Here is a 19,385-nt window from a genome sequence, read left to right as displayed (position 1 = left end):
GGTTAACGCTCATTTATTGATAACGATAATTGTCTGCCCATTGCTACCAGTGAATCATAATACCTGTAAAGTGTATCATATATCACCAGCTCATGAATCCGGTGCCGGGCCAGGAACGTCCGGTTCATCGTCATATGAATATAACTGTTCAGTAATCCATCCAGCCGGTCCCCGTCTACCTTGTTACATATACTTTCTATAGTAGCCGCATGTTGCTCCCTTCTCTCATTATAACTTTCCATCGCGGCCAGTACCTGCGTAGTCCGCTTAGCCGGTACAAACACCTCCTGTATCAATGCTTTATTGTTCCTGTATTTATTGCTGAGCGACTGATCAAACCGGATAGCACTTTCTTTCGTTTTACCTGAAAACTCCCTGAAAAAGTAATTCCGCAGCTGCTTCATAAAATCCCGCTTGCGGTGCAGGTCATATTTAAAATCATCCAGCAACTGATCTACATTATACAGCGCCATCTGCCAGCGCAACTGTTCCCCCTTCTGCCCCTGCAGATGATCCAGCATATTGATCACAGCTTCACTGTCATAATAAAAAATGCTTTCACTGTCTTCCATCGTCAACGCACCATACCGCTCCAACTCACGCTGATAAGTATCCATCATACACCTGGTAACCTGTCCCGACTCTATAAGCGGCTCAAGCTCCCCATTCAGCTTTTCCACTATGCTATGCCACCCCGCTATATCAGTGCCTTTTAATAACCGCAACCGGATATGACTCTCAGGATCATTGTACCGGATATAAAACCACTTATCAATCGCACCACTGGCCTTCCACTCCTGCACCAGCGGCTGTATAATATCTCTAAGCAACAGATCCATCGTCTTAAAACCACTATAGATCTTGAAGTACATCCACTCGCTGCCGGGACCAAATGTACGCTTACACTGCACGGCCCCATCTACCAGTTCTTTTGCCGGTTTCTCCTCAAAGACAGGATGTGTCACAGACATCGGTACAATGATCTCATTGCTGTAACTGCCCTTCTCATCCTTTATAAAACAATTCTCAGGCGTAAATACATGTTCCATAAAAGTTACCCCTCCCTTCCTCATCGCCTGTATAACATGCCCCTTACAAAACTCATTGGTCGTATCTATCAGCAGTTCGTTATCACCTTCCGACAGGATCACATACCGCGGTACCTGGTATTTCTCCAGGAATGCATCCAGTGACGCTGCCAGTACCTCAACACTGCTATCGGCTGCCCGGGCGAGGTACCACCGCTCCCTGCCAAGAATAATGTTCTTATATTCAACCCGTGGTAAATGTGGCTCCAGGGTGTAATTATACCACTGCCACCTGAAACCCACATTTACATACATGGATTGCAGATCATTCAAAAAACGCACAAAAGGCTGCGCCAGGTCCGTATTAAAAGCATTCGTATGACACGGCAATATTTCTTTGTTCAGTCGCTTTGACCTGATCACAATCCTGTTTCCCCGCACTGATACAAGTATGTCATTCACATCAATTCTATAAGCAGGTTCCACGCTGGACTGGCTCAGGAAAGCAATTTCATATGCACGCTGTGTAGGACGGAGTGACAGGTTTGCAAAATGCCCTTCCGGCACATAAGCGATCTCCGCCATCACCCGCTCCTTGTTTACATCTTGTTCCCGCTGTGTAATAGCAAGCATCTTTTCTTTGAGGATCTCATCCCCGTGTGCAAACCGCGATATCAGTTTGGCAGCAGAAGGCGCATGCAATTGGGTGGCGAGAAATCTATATGCCCCCCTGTCAATCGCTTCACAGGAACTAGCCAGCAAACTGCCAAACAGGTAACAGGAGGCATTCTGCACCGGCCGCTCCGGCGTGTTGCTCCTTGCACGCAACATCGCCAGGTCCTCCGCTGTAATCGTTACTACCGTTTCACCACTTTGCCACCAACTACGTAATTTCTTCTCCGCCAGCTCCTCCTGCGCAGTCTTCCTCCTTCCCATATCCGCACCAGCGGGAGGAGTGATGGAAAGCTGCTCTATCAATGGCATGTATTCTACATTCCCGGTAGTAGCCAGTCCATAACCAATCCCCACATCAGGATCTAACGCCATGACCAACGGCACCTCCTGTTGTTCATACCGCTCCGAGAATTTTTTCATAAACGTCTCCAGCAACGGGGACAGGTAAGACGGGATAGCACTCGTCAGCTCATACGAAGCTGCCGCCAGCTCACTGATCACCTGTTTATTGATATTGTTTTGTTGCATTTGAAAGAACATATCCATCTGCAACACCTCCAGGTCCTTTATGGGAATAACGCTACCAGCCTTCTCTTCCACCGCCTGGTATCCCTCCAGGGAAATGTCTTTCATCAGCTGCAATGACTCTTCCAGGGGAACACAAAACTGATCCTGCCCAAGTTCTTGCAAACGCTGAATCAATGCAGGTACAAAATTTTCATTGGCAATGGCAGGGGTCAACTCATGGGTAAGCACCTGCGACTGGATCAGCCCGTGGATAAAATTGCTGATCGCCTGCTCATCGGCAATCGTCTTCCTGATCTCATTTGTCAGTGTATCGATCGTCACACCATCCCTGGCCAGCGCCAGTACCATATCGATATAGTCACTCGCCGTCAACGCACTCAGTGTATGACTACGCTTACCTGCCTTCATCGTATACTCGACATACAAATAGCGATACCCGATCCTATACAGGGTGTTGTTCACATAGTACCTGATCTGTCCCCTTAATGACGTATGCTTCGCCAGCCGCTCCGTCAGTTCATTGATATAACTCATATCAAACCGGGCAACCTTCCGCACCTTGTCAGCGTCGAAATGCACTCCACTCTCCCCTTCCAGTATAGTACCGCAGGCAGATCCGGCGAACAAACCAAATGGCGTACTACGGGTACACATCCGGGAATAGTATTTATGAAGACCAGTCAGCAGCTTCTTTAACTTCTTAGGGGATAACTCTTCTCCTTCCAGCCATCTTTGCAGAGACAGGTACAAATCCCTGGATGAAATATAAATCGCCTCCAAAAAATGAGGGTCACTAAACAGCTGTTTCACCACCGTCATATCTCCCTTATCCAACTGTGCATTCAGATACAGGATGTTCTCAATAGGCCTGGCCGGGGCACGCAGCAGATAAAAATCTTCTAACACGTAATCCTTCATACAAAAAGTTTAATAGGTTCTACCTTTTTCTTCAGTATTACTTAGCTTACTTTGCTGTCTGGCTTTCGTTTTACCAAACTTGTAAGAGATGGAAACACGAACTTTACGCGCATCAAAATAGTTATTGTAATAAGTAGTCACACCATTCACCGTACTATGGAAATGCGTCTTCATTGTCCTGAAAATATCTGTGGCATTCAAACCAAGGGATAACCGCTTATGGTAACACAACATGGTAAGCCCCATATCAATACCATAATAAGCATCAAATTTATTCACACCGGAAAGTTGAGGAAAGATATAAGAAGCATCCAGGCTGCCCATCAATGTCTTTCCCTTATTAAAATAAAAAGTATTGCTGGTCGATACATCCGCCCCCCATCCATGCTGACTGGCAGCATTTGCCACCCTGGAGCGCGTATCCAGGTAGTACACAGCAGCAGTATTAGAGTTCTCCAGCCAGTTGCCCACATTGAAATTCACCGTTTCGTTCACACCATAACTACGCTGTGAATAATAGTTCTGCCTGGTCAACCGCGATACCTTCGTCACATCGTCAGTAAGCAGTATCTGGTCATACACATTATTCAGCACATTTACCATCACCCTTGTGATGAGCATATTATTATGAATGTAATTCAGCTGAAAAGTATTGTTATAAAAGGGTTGCAGGTAAGGATTCCCTTCGTAATAAAAATACTCGCTGATGTATTGCTTAAATGGATTCAGGTACCAGTAGTTCGGCCTGTTAATACGCTTTCCGTAAGAAAAAGAAAAACTGTTCTGCTTGTCTTTCGTATACCCGATATATACAGTCGGAAATAACTTCAGATAATCATTTTTTGTGGTCTGCCGCTGCGTTACGGAGTAACCTGTCGTTTGTGTGTACTCCGCCCGCAAACCGACCTGGAAACCCCATTTGCCTTTATTTTTTACCGCATTGATATAGGCCGCTTCGATCCGCTCTTTATAGGTAAATGAATTACTCCTGGTCGTATCGTATTTATAACCAAGATCAGTATAATTATAATAATTGGTGCCGCTCTTTGTATCAATATAACTGAACTTACCACCAAAGGAAAAAGTCACAAAACGAGGCCGCAGGTTTACATCCGCCTGTAAAGTGTAAGCCTGTACATCCTGGGGAGCCGTGTTCTTGAACCTATATTGATTAGTAAGTTCATTGTCAAGATCAATCACATCACTTTGTGTAAGCTGTTCCAGTTTGTTATTAAAAGTGAAGTAACCACCATCTACACTAAACTTACCCCCCAGCGTATCGAATTTATTTTCATAATGCAGGTTAAAATCATGACTCTGGGTATGCCGGTCAATATGGTTCTGTGCATCTATCAGCGAATCTAACTGCTGCAATCCAATAGTGGTATTCGAATGTTCACGGGTGATAGTTTTCCTGCTGGAATAAATATAAGTCAACCCAATGAGCTGTCGTTTGTTAATATTGAAATCAACAGAAGTACGGGACAAAATATTTTTATTATCGTTCACTGATTTTCTTTGCTGATTCCAGGTCTGGTCAGTATAATAGGTAATAGGGTTGGTCAGCTCATTGTACAGGTTTTTTGTACCATTCAGACTGGTACTGATATTCCATTTATTCCTGTTCAGGTTCAGTAACCCACCTCCGTTAACGCCACTGTAAAATGCCTGGGTAAAAGCACCATTCACACTCCCACTAAACCCTTCCTGGCGTTTCTTTCTCGTCACAATGTTAATTAACCCATAACTGCCACTGGCATCATACTTTGCCGGAGGATTAGGGATCAGCTCAATTCTCACAACTTCACCCGCAGGCATGGAACGTAACAGGTTGATCAGGTCTTCACCTGATACATGAAGTAAGCGATCGTCCAGCAATACGTTGAGCATGCCGGTACCACGCAGGGAGAGTGAGCTGTTGCTGACTCTTACACCCGGCATTTTTGCTACTGCATCCAGTGCAGTCGCGCCGGTTAACGCTACATTGTTTTCTACATTCAGTACAGTTCTGTCCAGTTTTTCTTCCAGCACGGGCTTCCGGCCATTCACCGTAACATTCTTCAGGGTAGTCACAGCAACCGCCAACACAATCGGAGGAAGCGTCACATTGGTATCACCGACCGTGATCGTATTCAGGTATTCGTTAAAAGCAAGATGTTGAATGTGTAAAAGATAACTTCCCCTATCAATATTCTTCAGAACGAAAGTACCATTGTCACCAGACTTCACAGCATTCACCACCTGTTGACTGGCACTGTTCAGCAATTCCACACGGGCCCCCGCCACAGGCAAATGAGCACTGTCATACAATGACCCGGAAACAGATAATTGCTGCGCAATAGCAGGCAACAACAAGAATAAAAGCAGGAATAAAAAAAGGATAGATTTGATTCTAAGCATCTGAAAAAAATGTAGTAACATCCCTCTGTATGTACGTACAGAGGGATGATAAAAATTATGATTATATAAGCTTATTCTTCCTCCGCAAAGCAAGTGCTTGCACCAGAACCACAACCTGTAGAACCACCGCTACCACAGGTGCTAGCGCCAGAACCGCAACCAGTAGAACCAGCAGCTAATTCTTCGCTTACACCGCCAGTGATTTCCAATAATTGCTTTTCATCAAGCTTTGCAATGGTCTCTTTATCGAGAGATAATGGGTTTAATACTACCTTTTTCATAATCAATGAATGATTTTTTCAGATGATTAAATGTGAGATAAATAATTATTCAGCAACAGGAGATTCTACAAAACATTGGCTACCACCAGAACCGCAACCAGTGGATGTACCAGTAGAGCATTTGCTGCCACCAGAACCGCATCCTGTAGAACTACCGTCGGCTTCTTCACTGATACCACCAGTGATTTCCTGCAATTGCTTTTCATCAAGCTTAGCAATCGTTTCTTTATCGAGCGCTAAAGGGTTTAATTGGAGTCTTTTCATTTTTTTGCTCTTTTAAAAATCCAGGGTTAAAACTCCATGCCCGGACAGCAGGGAGGAATTACAGGGTCTATAATTAAGCTTCATCTACCAGGCACTGGCTGCTTCCTGAACCACAACCGGTTGAACTACCGGTATCAGAATCGCTGCTGGTACCACCAGTGATTTCTAATAATTGCTTTTCATCAAGCTTGGCAATTGTTTCCATGTCGAGGGCTAAAGGGTTTAACGCGATTTTTTTCATATTAGATGATTTTAAAAAATGATGAAGTCTCTACTCTTTGGGTCAGGATTTTCGAGTTCCACCTGTGTTGCGCAACAATAAGTTTCTGAGTTTATATGCAGATAAAAACTGGTTCCGATAGGAGATAACAATCCCATATGCCTTTACATGTTGTAAAGCACATCACACCCCTCATTGTAGACGAGAAAGAAATAACAGGCCGTCCCCTAAGCAAGGAAGTAAATTGCATCACGACGACATTACATCCCCGCAAAGTTGTACATAGCTATCTCAGAAAAAAATACTACCCCACAGCAAAATCACTGCACTGTTCGTACATTCAATTCTACCTAAATGTTACTGTATGAAATTAAATGAAGTTCCCCTTGGCTAAAGGATAAATATATTGCGTCTACTCCTTTACAAACTCATCATCGGTTAATACGGGATAACTCTCTGAATAAGGGCTAAACTATTCATCGAATTTTTGGCTTAGATTATTATGAAATTAATGGCTAATAAGATGATTATTTCGACTGGTTGTAATCGACTACATTCCAAAAATAACAAGAAAATGATTTCAAAAAATTGATTTTGGAGAATATTTTTATCATGTGAAATGGAACAAAAATTGCACTTAGCGGGGTACATTCTCAGGAAGTATTAAATACACTGGCATAGGGATGTGTAAGCGAATCAAAAAATCGAAGTTTCTCGACGAAAAATACCGGGAAATCACGGTATCTGGCAACCCGCAAAATAACGTTACGCCCGATTTTAACTTTTCTTTTTTTATTAAGTATTTCGTCCTGTAACTGCCGCTTAATGATCGCTGTCTCCAACCCATCCTTCAGCATGCGTTTTACACGCCCTACCAGGTTCCTGTATAGCTTTACATCCTTGATACCCAATGAACGATACACAACTGATGCCAGCGGAGATGCTAGCTTCATCAAAGCCGCATCTGCCATCAATGGTTTGAATGCCGGGTCCGTCTTCACCCGCGTCGCAGACAACGAACTTTTAGCACGCAGCACAAACCTGCCGCTCCTTAACGGAGCGATCGTCAACCCCTGGCGGGTACGTTGCTTAAAAGGTCGTTGTCCATTGATGATCATACCATGAATATACCACTAAAAGCTCATGATACCGTCGTTAAAGCGTTCAATTGAGTGGTCTTATGCTGAAAGCGCAGGAACAATAATACGGAGGCCGTGAGTAGTCCCAATAATAATCCCCACCAGATTCCCTGTATACCATATCCTAAATGAATACCTAATAAATAAGCACCCGGTAATCCCAATACCCAGTAAGCGAGCATAGTGATCACTGTAGGTATCTTCACATCTCCCAGTCCACGCAGTATACCCAGTCCTACCACCTGTGTGCCATCGAACAACTGGAAGAACGCTGCTATCAGGATCAAGTGTGCAGCGATCTCTATCACCGCCGGATCATTGATATACATCAGTGGCAATACCCTGCATCCCACCAAAAAGATCAAGGCGGTCGCTCCCATCATGATCAACACCATATGATAACTCGCTATCGCTGATAAACGTAATTCCTTCAACTGCTTCGCACCAAAATGATTCCCACTCTTAATACCCGCTGCCGCCGAAATACCACTCGCCATCATATAAGTAATAGAAGCCAGGTTGATCGCTATCTGGTGCGCTGCCTGCTCCCTCGCACCAATCCACCCCGCCATAATGATCGCACTACTGAACGCACTGATCTCAAATACATATTGCAACGCGACCGGTGTGCCAATCCCCAGGATCTTTTTAATGCTCTCCCAGGAAAAATACCTGTTCGTAAACTCCTGCAGGTAAGGCTTAAAACGATCGGCTGTCAACACATACCAGCACATAGCCACCGCCATCAGAATACGGTCTGTCAGTGTACCAATCCCTACCCCGATCACTCCCAATCTTGGCAATCCTGCTACGCCATATACCAGCGCAATTCCCACTACAATGTTGACAATATTCCCGATGATACTGATGTGCATTGCCTGCTTGGTAAATCCTAATCCCTCCGCAAATTGCTTAAAGGATAAAAATACCATCAAAGGAAAATAAGAGATCCCGAGTAACTTCAAAAATGGCCTTGCCTGCACCACCACTGCAGGTACCTGGTCTAACGTATACAGGTAATTACTCCCTGCATAGATAAGGGTACTCATCAACAATCCCATCACGAGGTTAATAACCAGGCTATGGCGCAGCAGGTTGCCACAGGCAACCTTATTTTGTCTGCCATATTCCTGCGCAATCAGGGGCGTCAGTCCATAAGACATCCCGATGCCAATCACCATACAGATAGAAAAAATACTACTCCCCAGCGCAACAGCTGCCAGCGGTACATCCCCCGTATGCCCGATTATAATGGTATCAGACAGGGCGACCATCGTATGCCCCAGCTGACTGATGACGACCGGGTATGCCAGTTTAAAATTGTCCTTATAATAAGCTTGATATTTAGTCCACACGTTGATAAAATTTGACAGGTTATGACTCATATTCAGGAATAAGTCACACCCGGATGTTGCTACAATTTGATTGAAATAAAAAAAGGCGCTTCGATGAAGAAGCGCCTTATATCTTGAACCTTTTTATTGCTAAAAAGGCGCCTCTTCATCGAAGTCCATATCATTCATACGGGATCCTTTCTGGATGTACAGTTTTGCTTCGTCCGTAGCACCATATGGATCATTATTACCCGCACTGGAGATCGGCATAAAGTTGCCGCCACCGCCACCAGGGTTCTCCAGACTACCATCGTCCTCAAAGCGCTGGAACTCCAGGATAGCTCTCAGTTTGATCGTGTCCAGCTGACCATTACGGTGTTTGGCTATACGCACGTGGGTCTCACCTTTATTGGATTCTCCCATCTCGTTGGTATTGATCTCATAATACTCAGGACGATACAGGAACATTACCATGTCAGCATCCTGCTCGATCGCACCGGATTCACGCAAGTCAGACAGCTGTGGCATCTTGTTACCATCCTTTCTTTTTTCCACATCGCGGGACAACTGTGACAGCGCAATGATCGGTACGTGCAGTTCCTTTGCCAGCCCCTTCAGGTCACGGGAGATCTTGGAGATCTCCTGCTCACGGTTACTACCCTTACCATCCGCACTACCACTCATCAGCTGCAGGTAGTCAATGATGATCACACCTACACCATGATTATGTACCAGACGACGGGCTTTGGCACGCAACTCGAAGATGTTCAGTGCCGGGGTATCATCAATAAAGATGGGCGCCTTGGCCAACCTTTCAATACCATGCGTCATCAGCTTCTTCATCTCGTATTCTTCCAGCTTACCACGGGTGATCTTTTCCAGCTTAATTTCTGACTCGGCAGAAAGAATACGCTGTACGATCTGCCCGGAAGACATTTCAAGGCTGAACACAGCTGCACCCTTCGGAAAACGGGGATGCAGGGCGGCATTTCTGGCCAGGTTCAGTGCAAATGCAGTCTTACCCACCGCCGGACGTGCCGCGATGATGATCAGATCCGTTGACTGCCAGCCATATGTTACCTTATCAAGAGAAGGGAACCCGGAAGGTACCCCTGTGATATCATCGCCTTTATTACGCAGATCCTCGATACGCTTCATGGTATTCACCAATACACGGTCGATACTGTCATAGTTTTTACGCAGGTGATTATTCGTCACCTCGAACAACTTACTTTCGGCGGAGTCGAGCAGGTCGAATACGTCGGCAGTGTCTTCGTATGATTCAGATAAAATTTCCCCGGAAATACGGATCAGCTCACGCTGAATGAACTTTTGCAGGATAATACGGGCATGCGCTTCAATATTGGCAGACGAAACCACCATATTTGTAAGACGGGTAATATAATAGGGACCGCCCACTATCTCCAGTTCCCCCATTGACCGTAACTCTTCTACCACTGTGAGGATGTCCACAGGCATGGACTTACCCGCCAGGCGGGTCATGGCAGTAAAGATTTTCTGATGTGCCTCTACATAAAAACATTCACCTTTCAAGATCTCTACCACGGTGTCAAACGCCCCTTTCTCCAGCATAATGGCTCCCAATACGGCCTCTTCCATTTCCTTTGCCTGAGGTGGAATTTTACCGTACATCATGGTAGATACGTCAACGGACGGCTTACGACGTACATTGCGGTCTTTCTTTACATTGAGATCCATTTATTTATAATCTGATTCTGTTAGCTAAATAGTATCGTATATGTCGTGGCTATCCTTAGTTTCTTTTACAATTTTTTGTACCCGTTATGTCCTTATCGATTGTCGAAATTGTAAAGCTTTTTAGGGCCGTAAAAACTAAGGTAACCGCATTTATTCATTTAACAAGGTTTGATTGTCTATATAGTTTATAAGACCAAATTCACAGGATATACACCCGCAAAATGTCAGTTATCCACTGACTCCAAAGCACTTATTCACATATTTAACGTCAAATCCCCATACAAAGGTGCACATAATCACAAACATTGTTAAAAAAGTTTTTCCCCAATGGTTTGGTGAAATCCCGGATGTGCGTATTACCGGACTTATCCACATACTGCAAAGATCGCTCCTTATTAGCAGAGATTGCTCACACTTCTTAGTCAGTTTTGTGCACAGTGGATAAAAATTATGCAAAACTAATCCCGGTTCACAAATCTGCCCCCAAAACATTCTTATTCTCGCGGGATATCCTGCTGATCCTGTCAATTAATTACCCTTCCGGCAGCCGAAAAAGTACCTCATTGACCCCTCAATTGCAACCGTTCATCGCATTCTACCTCCTTCCTCCCCCAAAAAGGCCCGTATTACCTGCCCTCATTCCCACATCCCCCTCCAATTCCACCCCTTCTACTGCCAGCATTGGCACATTCGTACATGAATATTACTTTTACGGACTTATTAATAAATGCCCCGTATCGCCTGCCCTCATCCCCATTCCCCTCCAATTCCTACCCATCTCCTGCCAGCATTGGCACATTCATACATGAATTTTACTTTGACGGACTTATTAATTAATGCCCCGTATCGCCTTCCCTCATCCCGGCAATTCCACCCCTTCTCCTGCCAACATTGGCACATTCGTACTTTAATTTTACCTTTACGGGCTTACTAATAAATGCCCCGTATCGCCTGCCCTCATCCCCCATTCCCATCCAATTCCTACCCATCTCCTGCCAACATTGGCACATTCATACATTAATTTTACCTTTACGGACTTATTAATTAATGCCCCGTATCGCCTGCCCTCATCCCGGCAATTCCACACCTTCTCCTGCCAACATTGGCACATTCATACATTAATTTTACCTTTACGGACTTATTAATTAATGCCCCGTATCGCCTGCCCTCATCCCCCATTCCCATCCAATTCCTACCCTTCTCCTGCCAACATTGGCACATTCACACATTAATTTTACCTTTACGGACTTATTAATTATACAAATGACTATTTCATACAATTGGCTGTGTGACTATTTGCCGGTGAAACCAACACCGGAGGAACTATCTGTGATCCTGACACGCATAGGTCTGGAAGTTGAAAGCCTGGAAAAATTCGAATCCGTAAAAGGCAGTCTGGAAGGACTTGTTATTGGCGAAGTGCTCACGACAGCACCACACCCCAATGCAGACAAACTGAAACTGACAACTGTCAATATCGGCGCCGCCGAGCCCCTCAATATCGTTTGTGGTGCTCCCAACGTAGCTGCAGGACAAAAAGTAGTGGTTGCTCCTATTGGTGTCACCATCTACCCCGCTTCCGGTGAGCCACTCACCATGAAAAAGGCAAAGATCCGTGGCGAAGAAAGCCATGGCATGATCTGCGCTGAAGATGAGATCGGCCTGGGCAGCAGCCACGCAGGTATCCTCGTTCTGGATCCTTCCCTTACCCCAGGTACCCCCGCCCGCGAAATATTCCACCCTTTTGAAGACTGGGTGTACGAAATCGGCCTCACTCCTAACCGCATGGATGCCATGAGCCATCTGGGCGTGGCAAAGGATGTGTGCGCTTATCTGAACAATACCGGTAACACGCTGGAGAACAAAGCAAAAATGCCAGCACTGGCAGCATTGCCAGAAGCAAAAGAGCGCTACGACATCAGCGTTACCATCGAAAATACTACTGCCTGCCCCCGTTATGCAGGTATCACCCTTACAGGTGTCAGGGTGGGCCCTTCTCCAGAATGGCTTACAAATCGCCTGCAGGCTATCGGTATCCGCTCCATTAATAATGTAGTGGATATCACCAACTTCATCCTGCATGAAACCGGTCAGCCATTGCATGCTTTCGATGCGGATACCATCAAAGGCCGTAAAGTGATCGTTAAAAACCTGCCACAGAATACGCTCTTCACCACCCTCGATGAAAAAGAACGTAAACTGGACGCTGCAGACCTCGTGATCTGCAATGGAGATAGCGAACCTATGGCCCTGGCAGGTGTATTCGGTGGCCTCCACACAGGAGTAGCCGATACCACTACTAATATCTTCCTCGAAAGTGCCTGCTTCAGCGCGGCCAGCATTCGTCCTACCTCGTTCCGTCATGGACTGCGTACCGACGCTGCCGCCCGTTTTGAAAAAGGCGTGGATATCTCCGGTACCGTCTACGTATTACAACGTGCCGCTGCCCTGATCTGCGAACTCGCCGGTGGCCAGGCTGCCTCAGGTATTGTAGATATTTATCCGCAACCTAAGCCGGCCGTAGAAGTGGAGACTTCCTGGAATTATATTCAAAAGTTAAGCGGTAAATCTTACCCTGCTGACAAAATTGAACGCATTCTCGTTAGCCTTGGATTCACCTTCCTGTCTAAAACGGAAGAACGCTTCCGCGTAGCGGTTCCATTCAGCAAACCAGATATCAGCATTCCGGCCGATATCGTGGAAGAAGTGATGCGTATAGATGGCCTGGATAATATTGACATTCCTACACAGGTATTGATCACCCCTTCTCCGGCATCCCGTCCTGACAAGGAAAAGATCCGTGAAAAGGTCGCGAATTACCTGGCTGCGAATGGTTTCAATGAAATCTTCACCAACTCCATCACGAATAGTAAGTACTATACACCTGAGGTATTGGCAACCACCGTTCGTATGATCAATAGTCTTACAGAAGACCTGGACATCATGCGCCCCTCTATGCTGGAAACCGGCCTGGAAAGCGTCGCCCACAACCTGAACCGCAGAAATGATAACCTGCTGTTCTTCGAATTCGGTAATACCTACGCCACCACAGGTGAACATAAATATGAAGAAACAGCACACCTGAGCCTGTACCTTACAGGGCAGAAAGTGGCTGAAAGCTGGCTGCACAAAGCTGCGCCGGTCGACTTCTACTTCCTGAAAGGATATGTGCAAAACGTATTACAACTACTGGGAATCAAAGGATTACAGTATAAGGAAGGTGATCAGCACACCTGGGAGATTCTGGTAAAGAATAAATCTGTAGTCACCCTCGGTGCTGTGGACAACGCAAAACTGAAACAGTTCGATATCAGACAACCCGTTTGGTTTGCAGACTTCAACTGGGTCAATGTGTTAAGCTTGTTGCAGAAAACGGAAAGCTTCTATAAGGAAATTCCAAAATTCCCTTCCGTACGTCGCGACCTGGCCCTGATCCTGGACAAACAGGTGAAATATGCAGCAGTAGAGGCAGCCGCTAAAACGGTGAAATCTCCACTCCTGCAGGACCTGAACCTGTTCGACGTATTCGAAAGTGAGAAACTGGGTAACAATAAAAAGTCTTACGCCGTGAGCTTCACTTTCCAGGATGCACAAAAGACGTTGACTGACAAGGAGATTGATGCAGTAATGGAAAAACTCATCAAAACCTTCCAGACACAACTGCAGGCTGAGATCAGAAAATAATGTAAATGCTCCACGCTGGAATAATAACCGGGGTGGAGCATTTTGTTAAAATCTCTTGAATATTAATCTCCGGTAGTTTCTATTATCAATTCATAATCCGTAATTTGTACTCACAAGTACATTTGAACATTGGCTTTGGAGCAACACATACTGAGAATTGAAGAAAAGCTGCAACAGTTGCTGAAAAAACTGCAACAGGTGCAGTCAGAGAATGTATCGCTCAAAGAAATGCTTCAAATTAGAGACAACGAACTGATAATGAAGCAACAGCAGCTCGATGAGCTGGATAATAAGTTACATTTGGCCAGGATCGCGGGGGCTGCCCAGGGTACTCCCGGAGATAAGGAAGACGATGAGGAGTTTAAAAAGGAAATGCGCAATAAGATCAACGAGTATATCAGGGAGATTGACCGGTGTATCGCCTTATTAAACATCTAAATGACACGACATGGAACCGCTGATCCCCATCAATATCGTCGTAGCAGACAGGTCCTACAGGATAAAAATCAAGCCGGAAGAAGAAGAGGAAGTACGCCGGACAATGAAGGAAGTGAATGAAAAGATCATAGAATTCAAGACTGCGTATGCGGGCAAAGACTTACAGGATTACATCGCCATGGCGCTGATCATGTACGCTACCCATCCTGTCACCCACGGCGGAAAAGTGCAGGCTGGCCTGCAACCATTTCTGGAGGAGAAACTGCAACATCTGGAGACATTGATCGATGAGCACTTAAAATAAAAATCAACCAACCTCGGTTCAGGAAATGCAAAAGAGTCCCTATTAATAATTTAAAAATGAAGGAAATATATTAATATGCACCCTGAAAAGAAGATGTTTGTAATAAAAAATGTTGAGTCTGGTAAGTAAAGGACCTACGGAAGGGACTGAATATCTTGAAAAAGTGGATTTCTAGTAAGTAATATATTCATATATAAATACGAAATAGCAATTTAAGTTTCAGCAAATTATTGTCGCTTCCCCGTTCATGAAAGCTACGCCTGACGGCCCGTCCAGGGAACAGGCCTGCCAAATAAGCCTACCAATCCTCAACAGTACTTCATTGCAGCGCATTCTTTTTTGTATTTTCGCGAATCGGTTCTAAACCCTCTACCTATTCCACGGATTAGGGATGTGGCCAGGAATGCAACATAAATCAAGTTAAAATTATTGAAATGGAATCTACTTTAATCGTAGCAATAACAGCAGTAGCTGCGTTGATCATAGGAATACTGCTAGGCAAGGTCATATTTGCTAAGAATACACAGATAAAAATACAGGAAGCTGAAGCACAGGCACAAAAGATCGTAGAAGATGGGAAAATAGCCGCTGAGAATGAGAAGAAGAACAGGATACTGGAAGCAAAGGAGAAATTCCTGCAGTTGAAAAGTGAACATGAAAAAGAAACCCTGCAGCGCAATCAGAAAATGGCAGATGCAGAAAACCGCATCAAACAGAAAGAACAGAGCCTGACACAAAAGACAGAGAACTTACAGAAACAGATGCAGGAGAATGAGGCGATCAAGGAAAATCTGAACCGCCAAATGGAACTGGTAGCTGTAAAACGCTCAGAACTCGAAAAGCACCAGGAAGAACATATTCGCCGTCTTGAAAAAGTTGCGGCGCTGACAGCAGAAGAAGCCCGTCACCAACTCATTGAAAGTCTGAAAGAAGAAGCCCGCTCACAGGCCCTCAGCCACATTCAGGAGATCATCGAGGATGCTAAACTGAAAGCAAACAAAGAAGCAAAGAAAATCATTATACAGTCCATCCAGCGTACGGCTGCTGAGCAGACCATCGAAAACGCCATCACTGTTTTCAACCTGGAAAGCGATGAAATCAAAGGTCAGATCATTGGCCGCGAAGGTCGTAACATCCGCGCTATCGAAGCCGCTACCGGTGTTGACCTGATCGTAGACGATACCCCTGAAGCAATTGTATTATCTTCTTTTGACCCACTGCGTCGTGAAATTGCCCGCCTGTCACTGCAAAGACTGGTACAGGATGGCCGTATTCACCCTGCACGTATCGAAGAAGTAGTAGAAAAAACCAAGAAACAACTGGAAGAACAGGTAATGGATATCGGTGAAAGAACCGTGATCGAACTGGGTATCCATGGTCTGCACAAAGAACTGATCAGACTTGTAGGTAAGATGCGTTTCCGCTCTTCTTATGGTCAGAACCTGCTCATGCACTCCAAGGAAACAGCTAACCTGTGTGCAGTCATGGCAGCAGAACTGGGGCTGAACCCTAAACTCGCTAAACGTGCGGGCCTGCTCCACGATATTGGTAAAGTACCTGATGAAGAAACTGAACTGAGCCACGCATTGCTGGGTGCTAAGCTGGCTGAGAAATATGGTGAGCATGCAGCCGTAGTCAACGCGATCGGTGCACACCACGATGAAATGGAAATGCAATATGTGATCTCCCCAATCGTACAGGCTTGTGACGCCATCTCTGGTGCACGTCCGGGAGCCCGTCGTGAGATCATGCAGAGCTACCTGCAGCGTATCAAGGATCTGGAAAACCTGGCCCTGGCCCATGATGGTGTGGAAAAAGCCTACGCAATCCAGGCTGGCCGTGAACTGCGCGTAATCGTTGAGAGCGAGAAAGTAACAGATAACGATGCAGATCGCCTCTCTTTTGAAATAGCAAACAAGATCCAGAATGATATGCAGTATCCTGGTCAGATTAAGGTGACTGTAATCAGGGAGAAACGTGCTGTTAATGTAGCGCGCTAATCCAGTAGAATTAATATATTTAAAGCAGGCTTGAAAGGCAACTTTCAGCCTGCTTTTTTAATTCCACTAATCACTTAACTCAATGATTATGCATCCCTTAGAATCACAAATCGAAGCCGCTGTCAGTTATCTCAATGAATTTAATGCCGACAAAGCCCGCGTGGGGATAGTATTAGGTACTGGTCTGGGCCAGTTAGTACAACACATCGCTGTGAGCAGAACAGTCCCGTACAATGAGATTCCCCATTTTCCCCTGTCGACGGTAGAGTCGCATAAGGGTCAGCTGATCTTTGGCAAGATTGGTGAGACCCCTGTAGTGGCAATGCAAGGGCGATTTCATTATTATGAAGGGTACTCTATGCAGCAAATTACATTTCCGATTAGGGTGATGAAGGCACTGGGGGTGCAGCAGTTATTATTGAGTAATGCAGCAGGCGGGATGCGACCGGCTTTCAAGAAAGGAGATATGGTGCTGTTGGACGATCATATAAATCTACAACCGGAAAACCCGCTTCGCGGGCTGAACTCCCCGTTATTCGGGACGAGATTTCCGGATATGAGTATGCCATATGATGAGGAATTGGGAAAGAAGCTGAAAGCAGCAGCGCATAAGGTGGGGTATTTCCTGAGAACAGGGGTGTATGTCGCAGTGATGGGGCCGAACCTGGAGACGAGAGCGGAATATCGGTTCCTGAGGATGATAGGGGGTGATATGGTGGGTATGAGTACCGTACCAGAGGTGATAGTGGCAAATCAGATCAAGTTGCCATGTGCAGCGGTTTCAGTGATTACGGATGAGTGTGATCCGGATAACCTGCAGGCAGTGAGTATAGAGGAGATTATCGAGGTGGCAGGCAAAGCAGATAAGCGATTGAGTGAGATAATGGTGGAGGTGATAAAGCAGTTGTAACACTGTTTTTTATAAAGCTGGCAGCAGGCCTTAGGGCCTTTGCTTATAAACTAAAACGCTTTTGCCGGATGGCAAAAGCGTTTTAGTTTATTTTGAACGGGTGTCATCTTCTTCATTTTCGTCTTGCTCATCGTCATCTTCGTCCTCCTCGTCATCCTCTTCAAAATCATCATCTTCGTCTTCATCCTCATCGTCTTCATCAAAATCCTCATCGTCCTCATCCATATCCTCATCCTCGTCTTCCTCGTCATCTTCTTCATCCTCATCTTCATCCAAGTCCTCTCCGTCCTCCAATTCCAGGTCTTCATCCTCATCCTCCCCATTGTCCTCCTCATCTTCATCAAAACCCTCTCCGTCCTCACCTGCTGCCTCCGCCACCTCACTATCTTCTCCCACTACCTCACCATTTTCCATCTCTTCATCCATCGGATCAGGAACATCTACTATTTCCTCAATATACACATGTTCAATAATCACATTTTCCGGGTAAGCTTTCTTATCGATTTCACCTGCTGGCTCTTCTCCTTCCGGCAACTCCGGCGACTCCGCCGGCTCCTCTTGCCCGGCTGACTCATCACTCTCCCCCTCTACCTCGTCTTCCGCCTTCGGCTCATCCACTTCTTCTACTTCTAACCCTGCCACTTCTTCAGGCGCCTGTCCCAACGGTAACTCCAGCTGCCCACTCACCTCATCTTCAATCACCGGCAAAATCTCCTCCTCTACCAACTCCCCATTCTCCGACACCCGCATACTCATCGCATCCGCGTCCTCACCGTTCCCATTCTCCTCCAAACCCGTCATCAACGTCGGTTGCACCCCTTCATCCTCAAATACCTCCTTCAACTTCGGCAAATCCTTCGGTGAATTCAACCCGAAATAATCCATAAACGCCTTCGAAGTAGAATACAGCAATGGCTTCCCAGGCAAAGTCTCACTACGCCCCGAAATCACAATCAACTCCTTCTCCAGCAATTTCGTGATGGAATAATCCGTACTCACCCCACGAATATGCTCAATCTCTCCTTTAGAAATAGGTTGCTTATATGCCACAATCGCCAGCGTCTCCAGCGCTGCTGTCGACAACCGCTTCAGGAACTTATCCCCATTCAGTTGCGCAACCGTCTGGTAATATTCCTTCTTGGTCAGGAACTGGAACCCACCCCCACTCTCTCTCACTTCAAACGCATAAAACTCCGTGCTATACTTTTCCCGTATAGCCTCAATGGCCGTCTCCACCTGGTCAACAGTTACCCTGTCTTCCAGAAAAGCCAGCGCATTATTTAACAAGTCGGTGATATCCAGCACAGGCAGGGGTCTGTCAGCAGCGAATATCAGTGATTCAACATGAGGTATGATCTGTGAGATTTCCATTATCCGGTTTTCAATTGCTGGCGCCAGCGCCTATAAGCTAAAAAGTCAAAGACCGAAAATACAGTCTTTGACCTTTATGATAAAATCTAAAAATATCGGTGTTAATACGATGTGTATAAGTCCGGTATTAACCCATGGGAAGAATATACCAACCACAATCAACCTATTCAAG

The 19,385-nt window shown here is 45.6% G+C and carries 14 protein-coding genes; 5 read left to right on the top strand and 9 right to left on the bottom strand.

All coding sequences use genetic code 11. The features are described 5' to 3' along the window. Positions 1 to 2 precede the first annotated feature (2 nt). The 8 genes from ABDW33_RS26440 to dnaB form a co-directional block, all read right to left on the bottom strand. Positions 3 to 3,149: a lantibiotic dehydratase gene (locus ABDW33_RS26440; protein WP_343693116.1), complete on the bottom strand. Its 3,147-nt coding sequence runs from the start codon at positions 3,147 to 3,149 to the stop codon at positions 3 to 5. A gap of 9 nt (positions 3,150 to 3,158) precedes the next feature. Beyond that, entirely contained in the window at positions 3,159 to 5,549 is a 2,391-nt protein-coding gene (locus ABDW33_RS26435) for an outer membrane beta-barrel protein (RefSeq protein WP_343693115.1), read from the bottom strand. Between the two features lie 71 nt (positions 5,550 to 5,620). Next, positions 5,621 to 5,830 (bottom strand): class I lanthipeptide, encoded by a 210-nt coding sequence (locus ABDW33_RS26430; protein WP_343693114.1) that lies wholly within the window; start codon positions 5,828 to 5,830, stop codon positions 5,621 to 5,623. A 45-nt stretch (positions 5,831 to 5,875) separates the two neighbouring features. Then, positions 5,876 to 6,094, bottom strand: coding sequence for a class I lanthipeptide (locus tag ABDW33_RS26425; protein ID WP_343693113.1), 219 nt, complete (start codon positions 6,092 to 6,094; stop codon positions 5,876 to 5,878). Between the two features lie 73 nt (positions 6,095 to 6,167). After that, complete coding sequence (locus tag ABDW33_RS26420) at positions 6,168 to 6,335, bottom strand: class I lanthipeptide (RefSeq protein ID WP_343693112.1); 168 nt, start codon at positions 6,333 to 6,335, stop codon at positions 6,168 to 6,170. Between the two features lie 632 nt (positions 6,336 to 6,967). Beyond that, entirely contained in the window at positions 6,968 to 7,432 is a 465-nt protein-coding gene (locus ABDW33_RS26415) for a hypothetical protein (RefSeq protein WP_343693111.1), read from the bottom strand. Between the two features lie 23 nt (positions 7,433 to 7,455). Next, positions 7,456 to 8,808, bottom strand: a complete 1,353-nt coding sequence (locus tag ABDW33_RS26410) for an MATE family efflux transporter (protein ID WP_343693110.1) — start codon at positions 8,806 to 8,808, stop codon at positions 7,456 to 7,458. Between the two features lie 129 nt (positions 8,809 to 8,937). Further along, positions 8,938 to 10,506, bottom strand: coding sequence for a replicative DNA helicase (gene dnaB, locus ABDW33_RS26405; protein ID WP_343693109.1), 1,569 nt, complete (start codon positions 10,504 to 10,506; stop codon positions 8,938 to 8,940). 1,263 nt (positions 10,507 to 11,769) lie between these two features. Between dnaB and pheT the strand changes: the two genes are divergently transcribed. The 5 genes from pheT to ABDW33_RS26380 all read left to right on the top strand — a co-directional run bounded on the left by pheT (position 11,770) and on the right by ABDW33_RS26380 (position 17,842). Continuing rightward, the gene (gene pheT / locus ABDW33_RS26400) at positions 11,770 to 14,190 is read left to right on the top strand and encodes a phenylalanine--tRNA ligase subunit beta (protein WP_343693108.1); all 2,421 of its coding nucleotides are present in this window, start codon (positions 11,770 to 11,772) and stop codon (positions 14,188 to 14,190) included. Positions 14,191 to 14,325: 135 nt separating this feature from the next. Next, complete coding sequence (locus ABDW33_RS26395) at positions 14,326 to 14,628, top strand: hypothetical protein (protein ID WP_343693107.1); 303 nt, start codon at positions 14,326 to 14,328, stop codon at positions 14,626 to 14,628. Positions 14,629 to 14,638: 10 nt separating this feature from the next. After that, a complete protein-coding gene (locus ABDW33_RS26390; RefSeq protein WP_116854158.1) occupies positions 14,639 to 14,932 on the top strand; it encodes a cell division protein ZapA in 294 nt (97 codons plus the stop codon). Positions 14,933 to 15,366: 434 nt separating this feature from the next. Next, positions 15,367 to 16,932, top strand: a complete 1,566-nt coding sequence (gene rny, locus ABDW33_RS26385) for a ribonuclease Y (protein ID WP_343693106.1) — start codon at positions 15,367 to 15,369, stop codon at positions 16,930 to 16,932. Positions 16,933 to 17,020: 88 nt separating this feature from the next. Continuing rightward, positions 17,021 to 17,842 (top strand): purine-nucleoside phosphorylase, encoded by an 822-nt coding sequence (locus ABDW33_RS26380; protein ID WP_343693105.1) that lies wholly within the window; start codon positions 17,021 to 17,023, stop codon positions 17,840 to 17,842. 87 nt (positions 17,843 to 17,929) lie between these two features. On the opposite strand, the gene scpB is transcribed toward ABDW33_RS26380, so the two are convergent. Next, on the bottom strand, positions 17,930 to 19,213 hold the full coding sequence (scpB, locus tag ABDW33_RS26375; protein WP_343693104.1) for an SMC-Scp complex subunit ScpB: 1,284 nt from the start codon (positions 19,211 to 19,213) through the stop codon (positions 17,930 to 17,932). Between the last annotated feature and the right edge of the window lie 172 nt (positions 19,214 to 19,385).

It is taken from the genome of Chitinophaga sp., assembly GCF_039596155.1.
GTDB lineage: Bacteria > Bacteroidota > Bacteroidia > Chitinophagales > Chitinophagaceae > Chitinophaga.
The sequence above is the reverse complement of the archived record's forward strand: the minus strand, read 5'-3'. Positions and strand labels throughout refer to the sequence as shown.

Coding starts and splice junctions, on each gene's coding strand:
- ABDW33_RS26440 (WP_343693116.1), bottom strand. CDS start 3,149: ATGAAGGATTACGTGTTAGAAGATTTTTATCTGCTGCGTGCCCCGGCC.
- ABDW33_RS26435 (WP_343693115.1), bottom strand. CDS start 5,549: ATGCTTAGAATCAAATCTATCCTTTTTTTATTCCTGCTTTTATTCTTG.
- ABDW33_RS26430 (WP_343693114.1), bottom strand. CDS start 5,830: ATGAAAAAGGTAGTATTAAACCCATTATCTCTCGATAAAGAGACCATT.
- ABDW33_RS26425 (WP_343693113.1), bottom strand. CDS start 6,094: ATGAAAAGACTCCAATTAAACCCTTTAGCGCTCGATAAAGAAACGATT.
- ABDW33_RS26420 (WP_343693112.1), bottom strand. CDS start 6,335: ATGAAAAAAATCGCGTTAAACCCTTTAGCCCTCGACATGGAAACAATT.
- ABDW33_RS26415 (WP_343693111.1), bottom strand. CDS start 7,432: ATGATCATCAATGGACAACGACCTTTTAAGCAACGTACCCGCCAGGGG.
- dnaB (WP_343693109.1), bottom strand. CDS start 10,506: ATGGATCTCAATGTAAAGAAAGACCGCAATGTACGTCGTAAGCCGTCC.
- pheT (WP_343693108.1), top strand. CDS start 11,770: ATGACTATTTCATACAATTGGCTGTGTGACTATTTGCCGGTGAAACCA.
- ABDW33_RS26390 (WP_116854158.1), top strand. CDS start 14,639: ATGGAACCGCTGATCCCCATCAATATCGTCGTAGCAGACAGGTCCTAC.
- rny (WP_343693106.1), top strand. CDS start 15,367: ATGGAATCTACTTTAATCGTAGCAATAACAGCAGTAGCTGCGTTGATC.
- ABDW33_RS26380 (WP_343693105.1), top strand. CDS start 17,021: ATGCATCCCTTAGAATCACAAATCGAAGCCGCTGTCAGTTATCTCAAT.
- scpB (WP_343693104.1), bottom strand. CDS start 19,213: ATGGAAATCTCACAGATCATACCTCATGTTGAATCACTGATATTCGCT.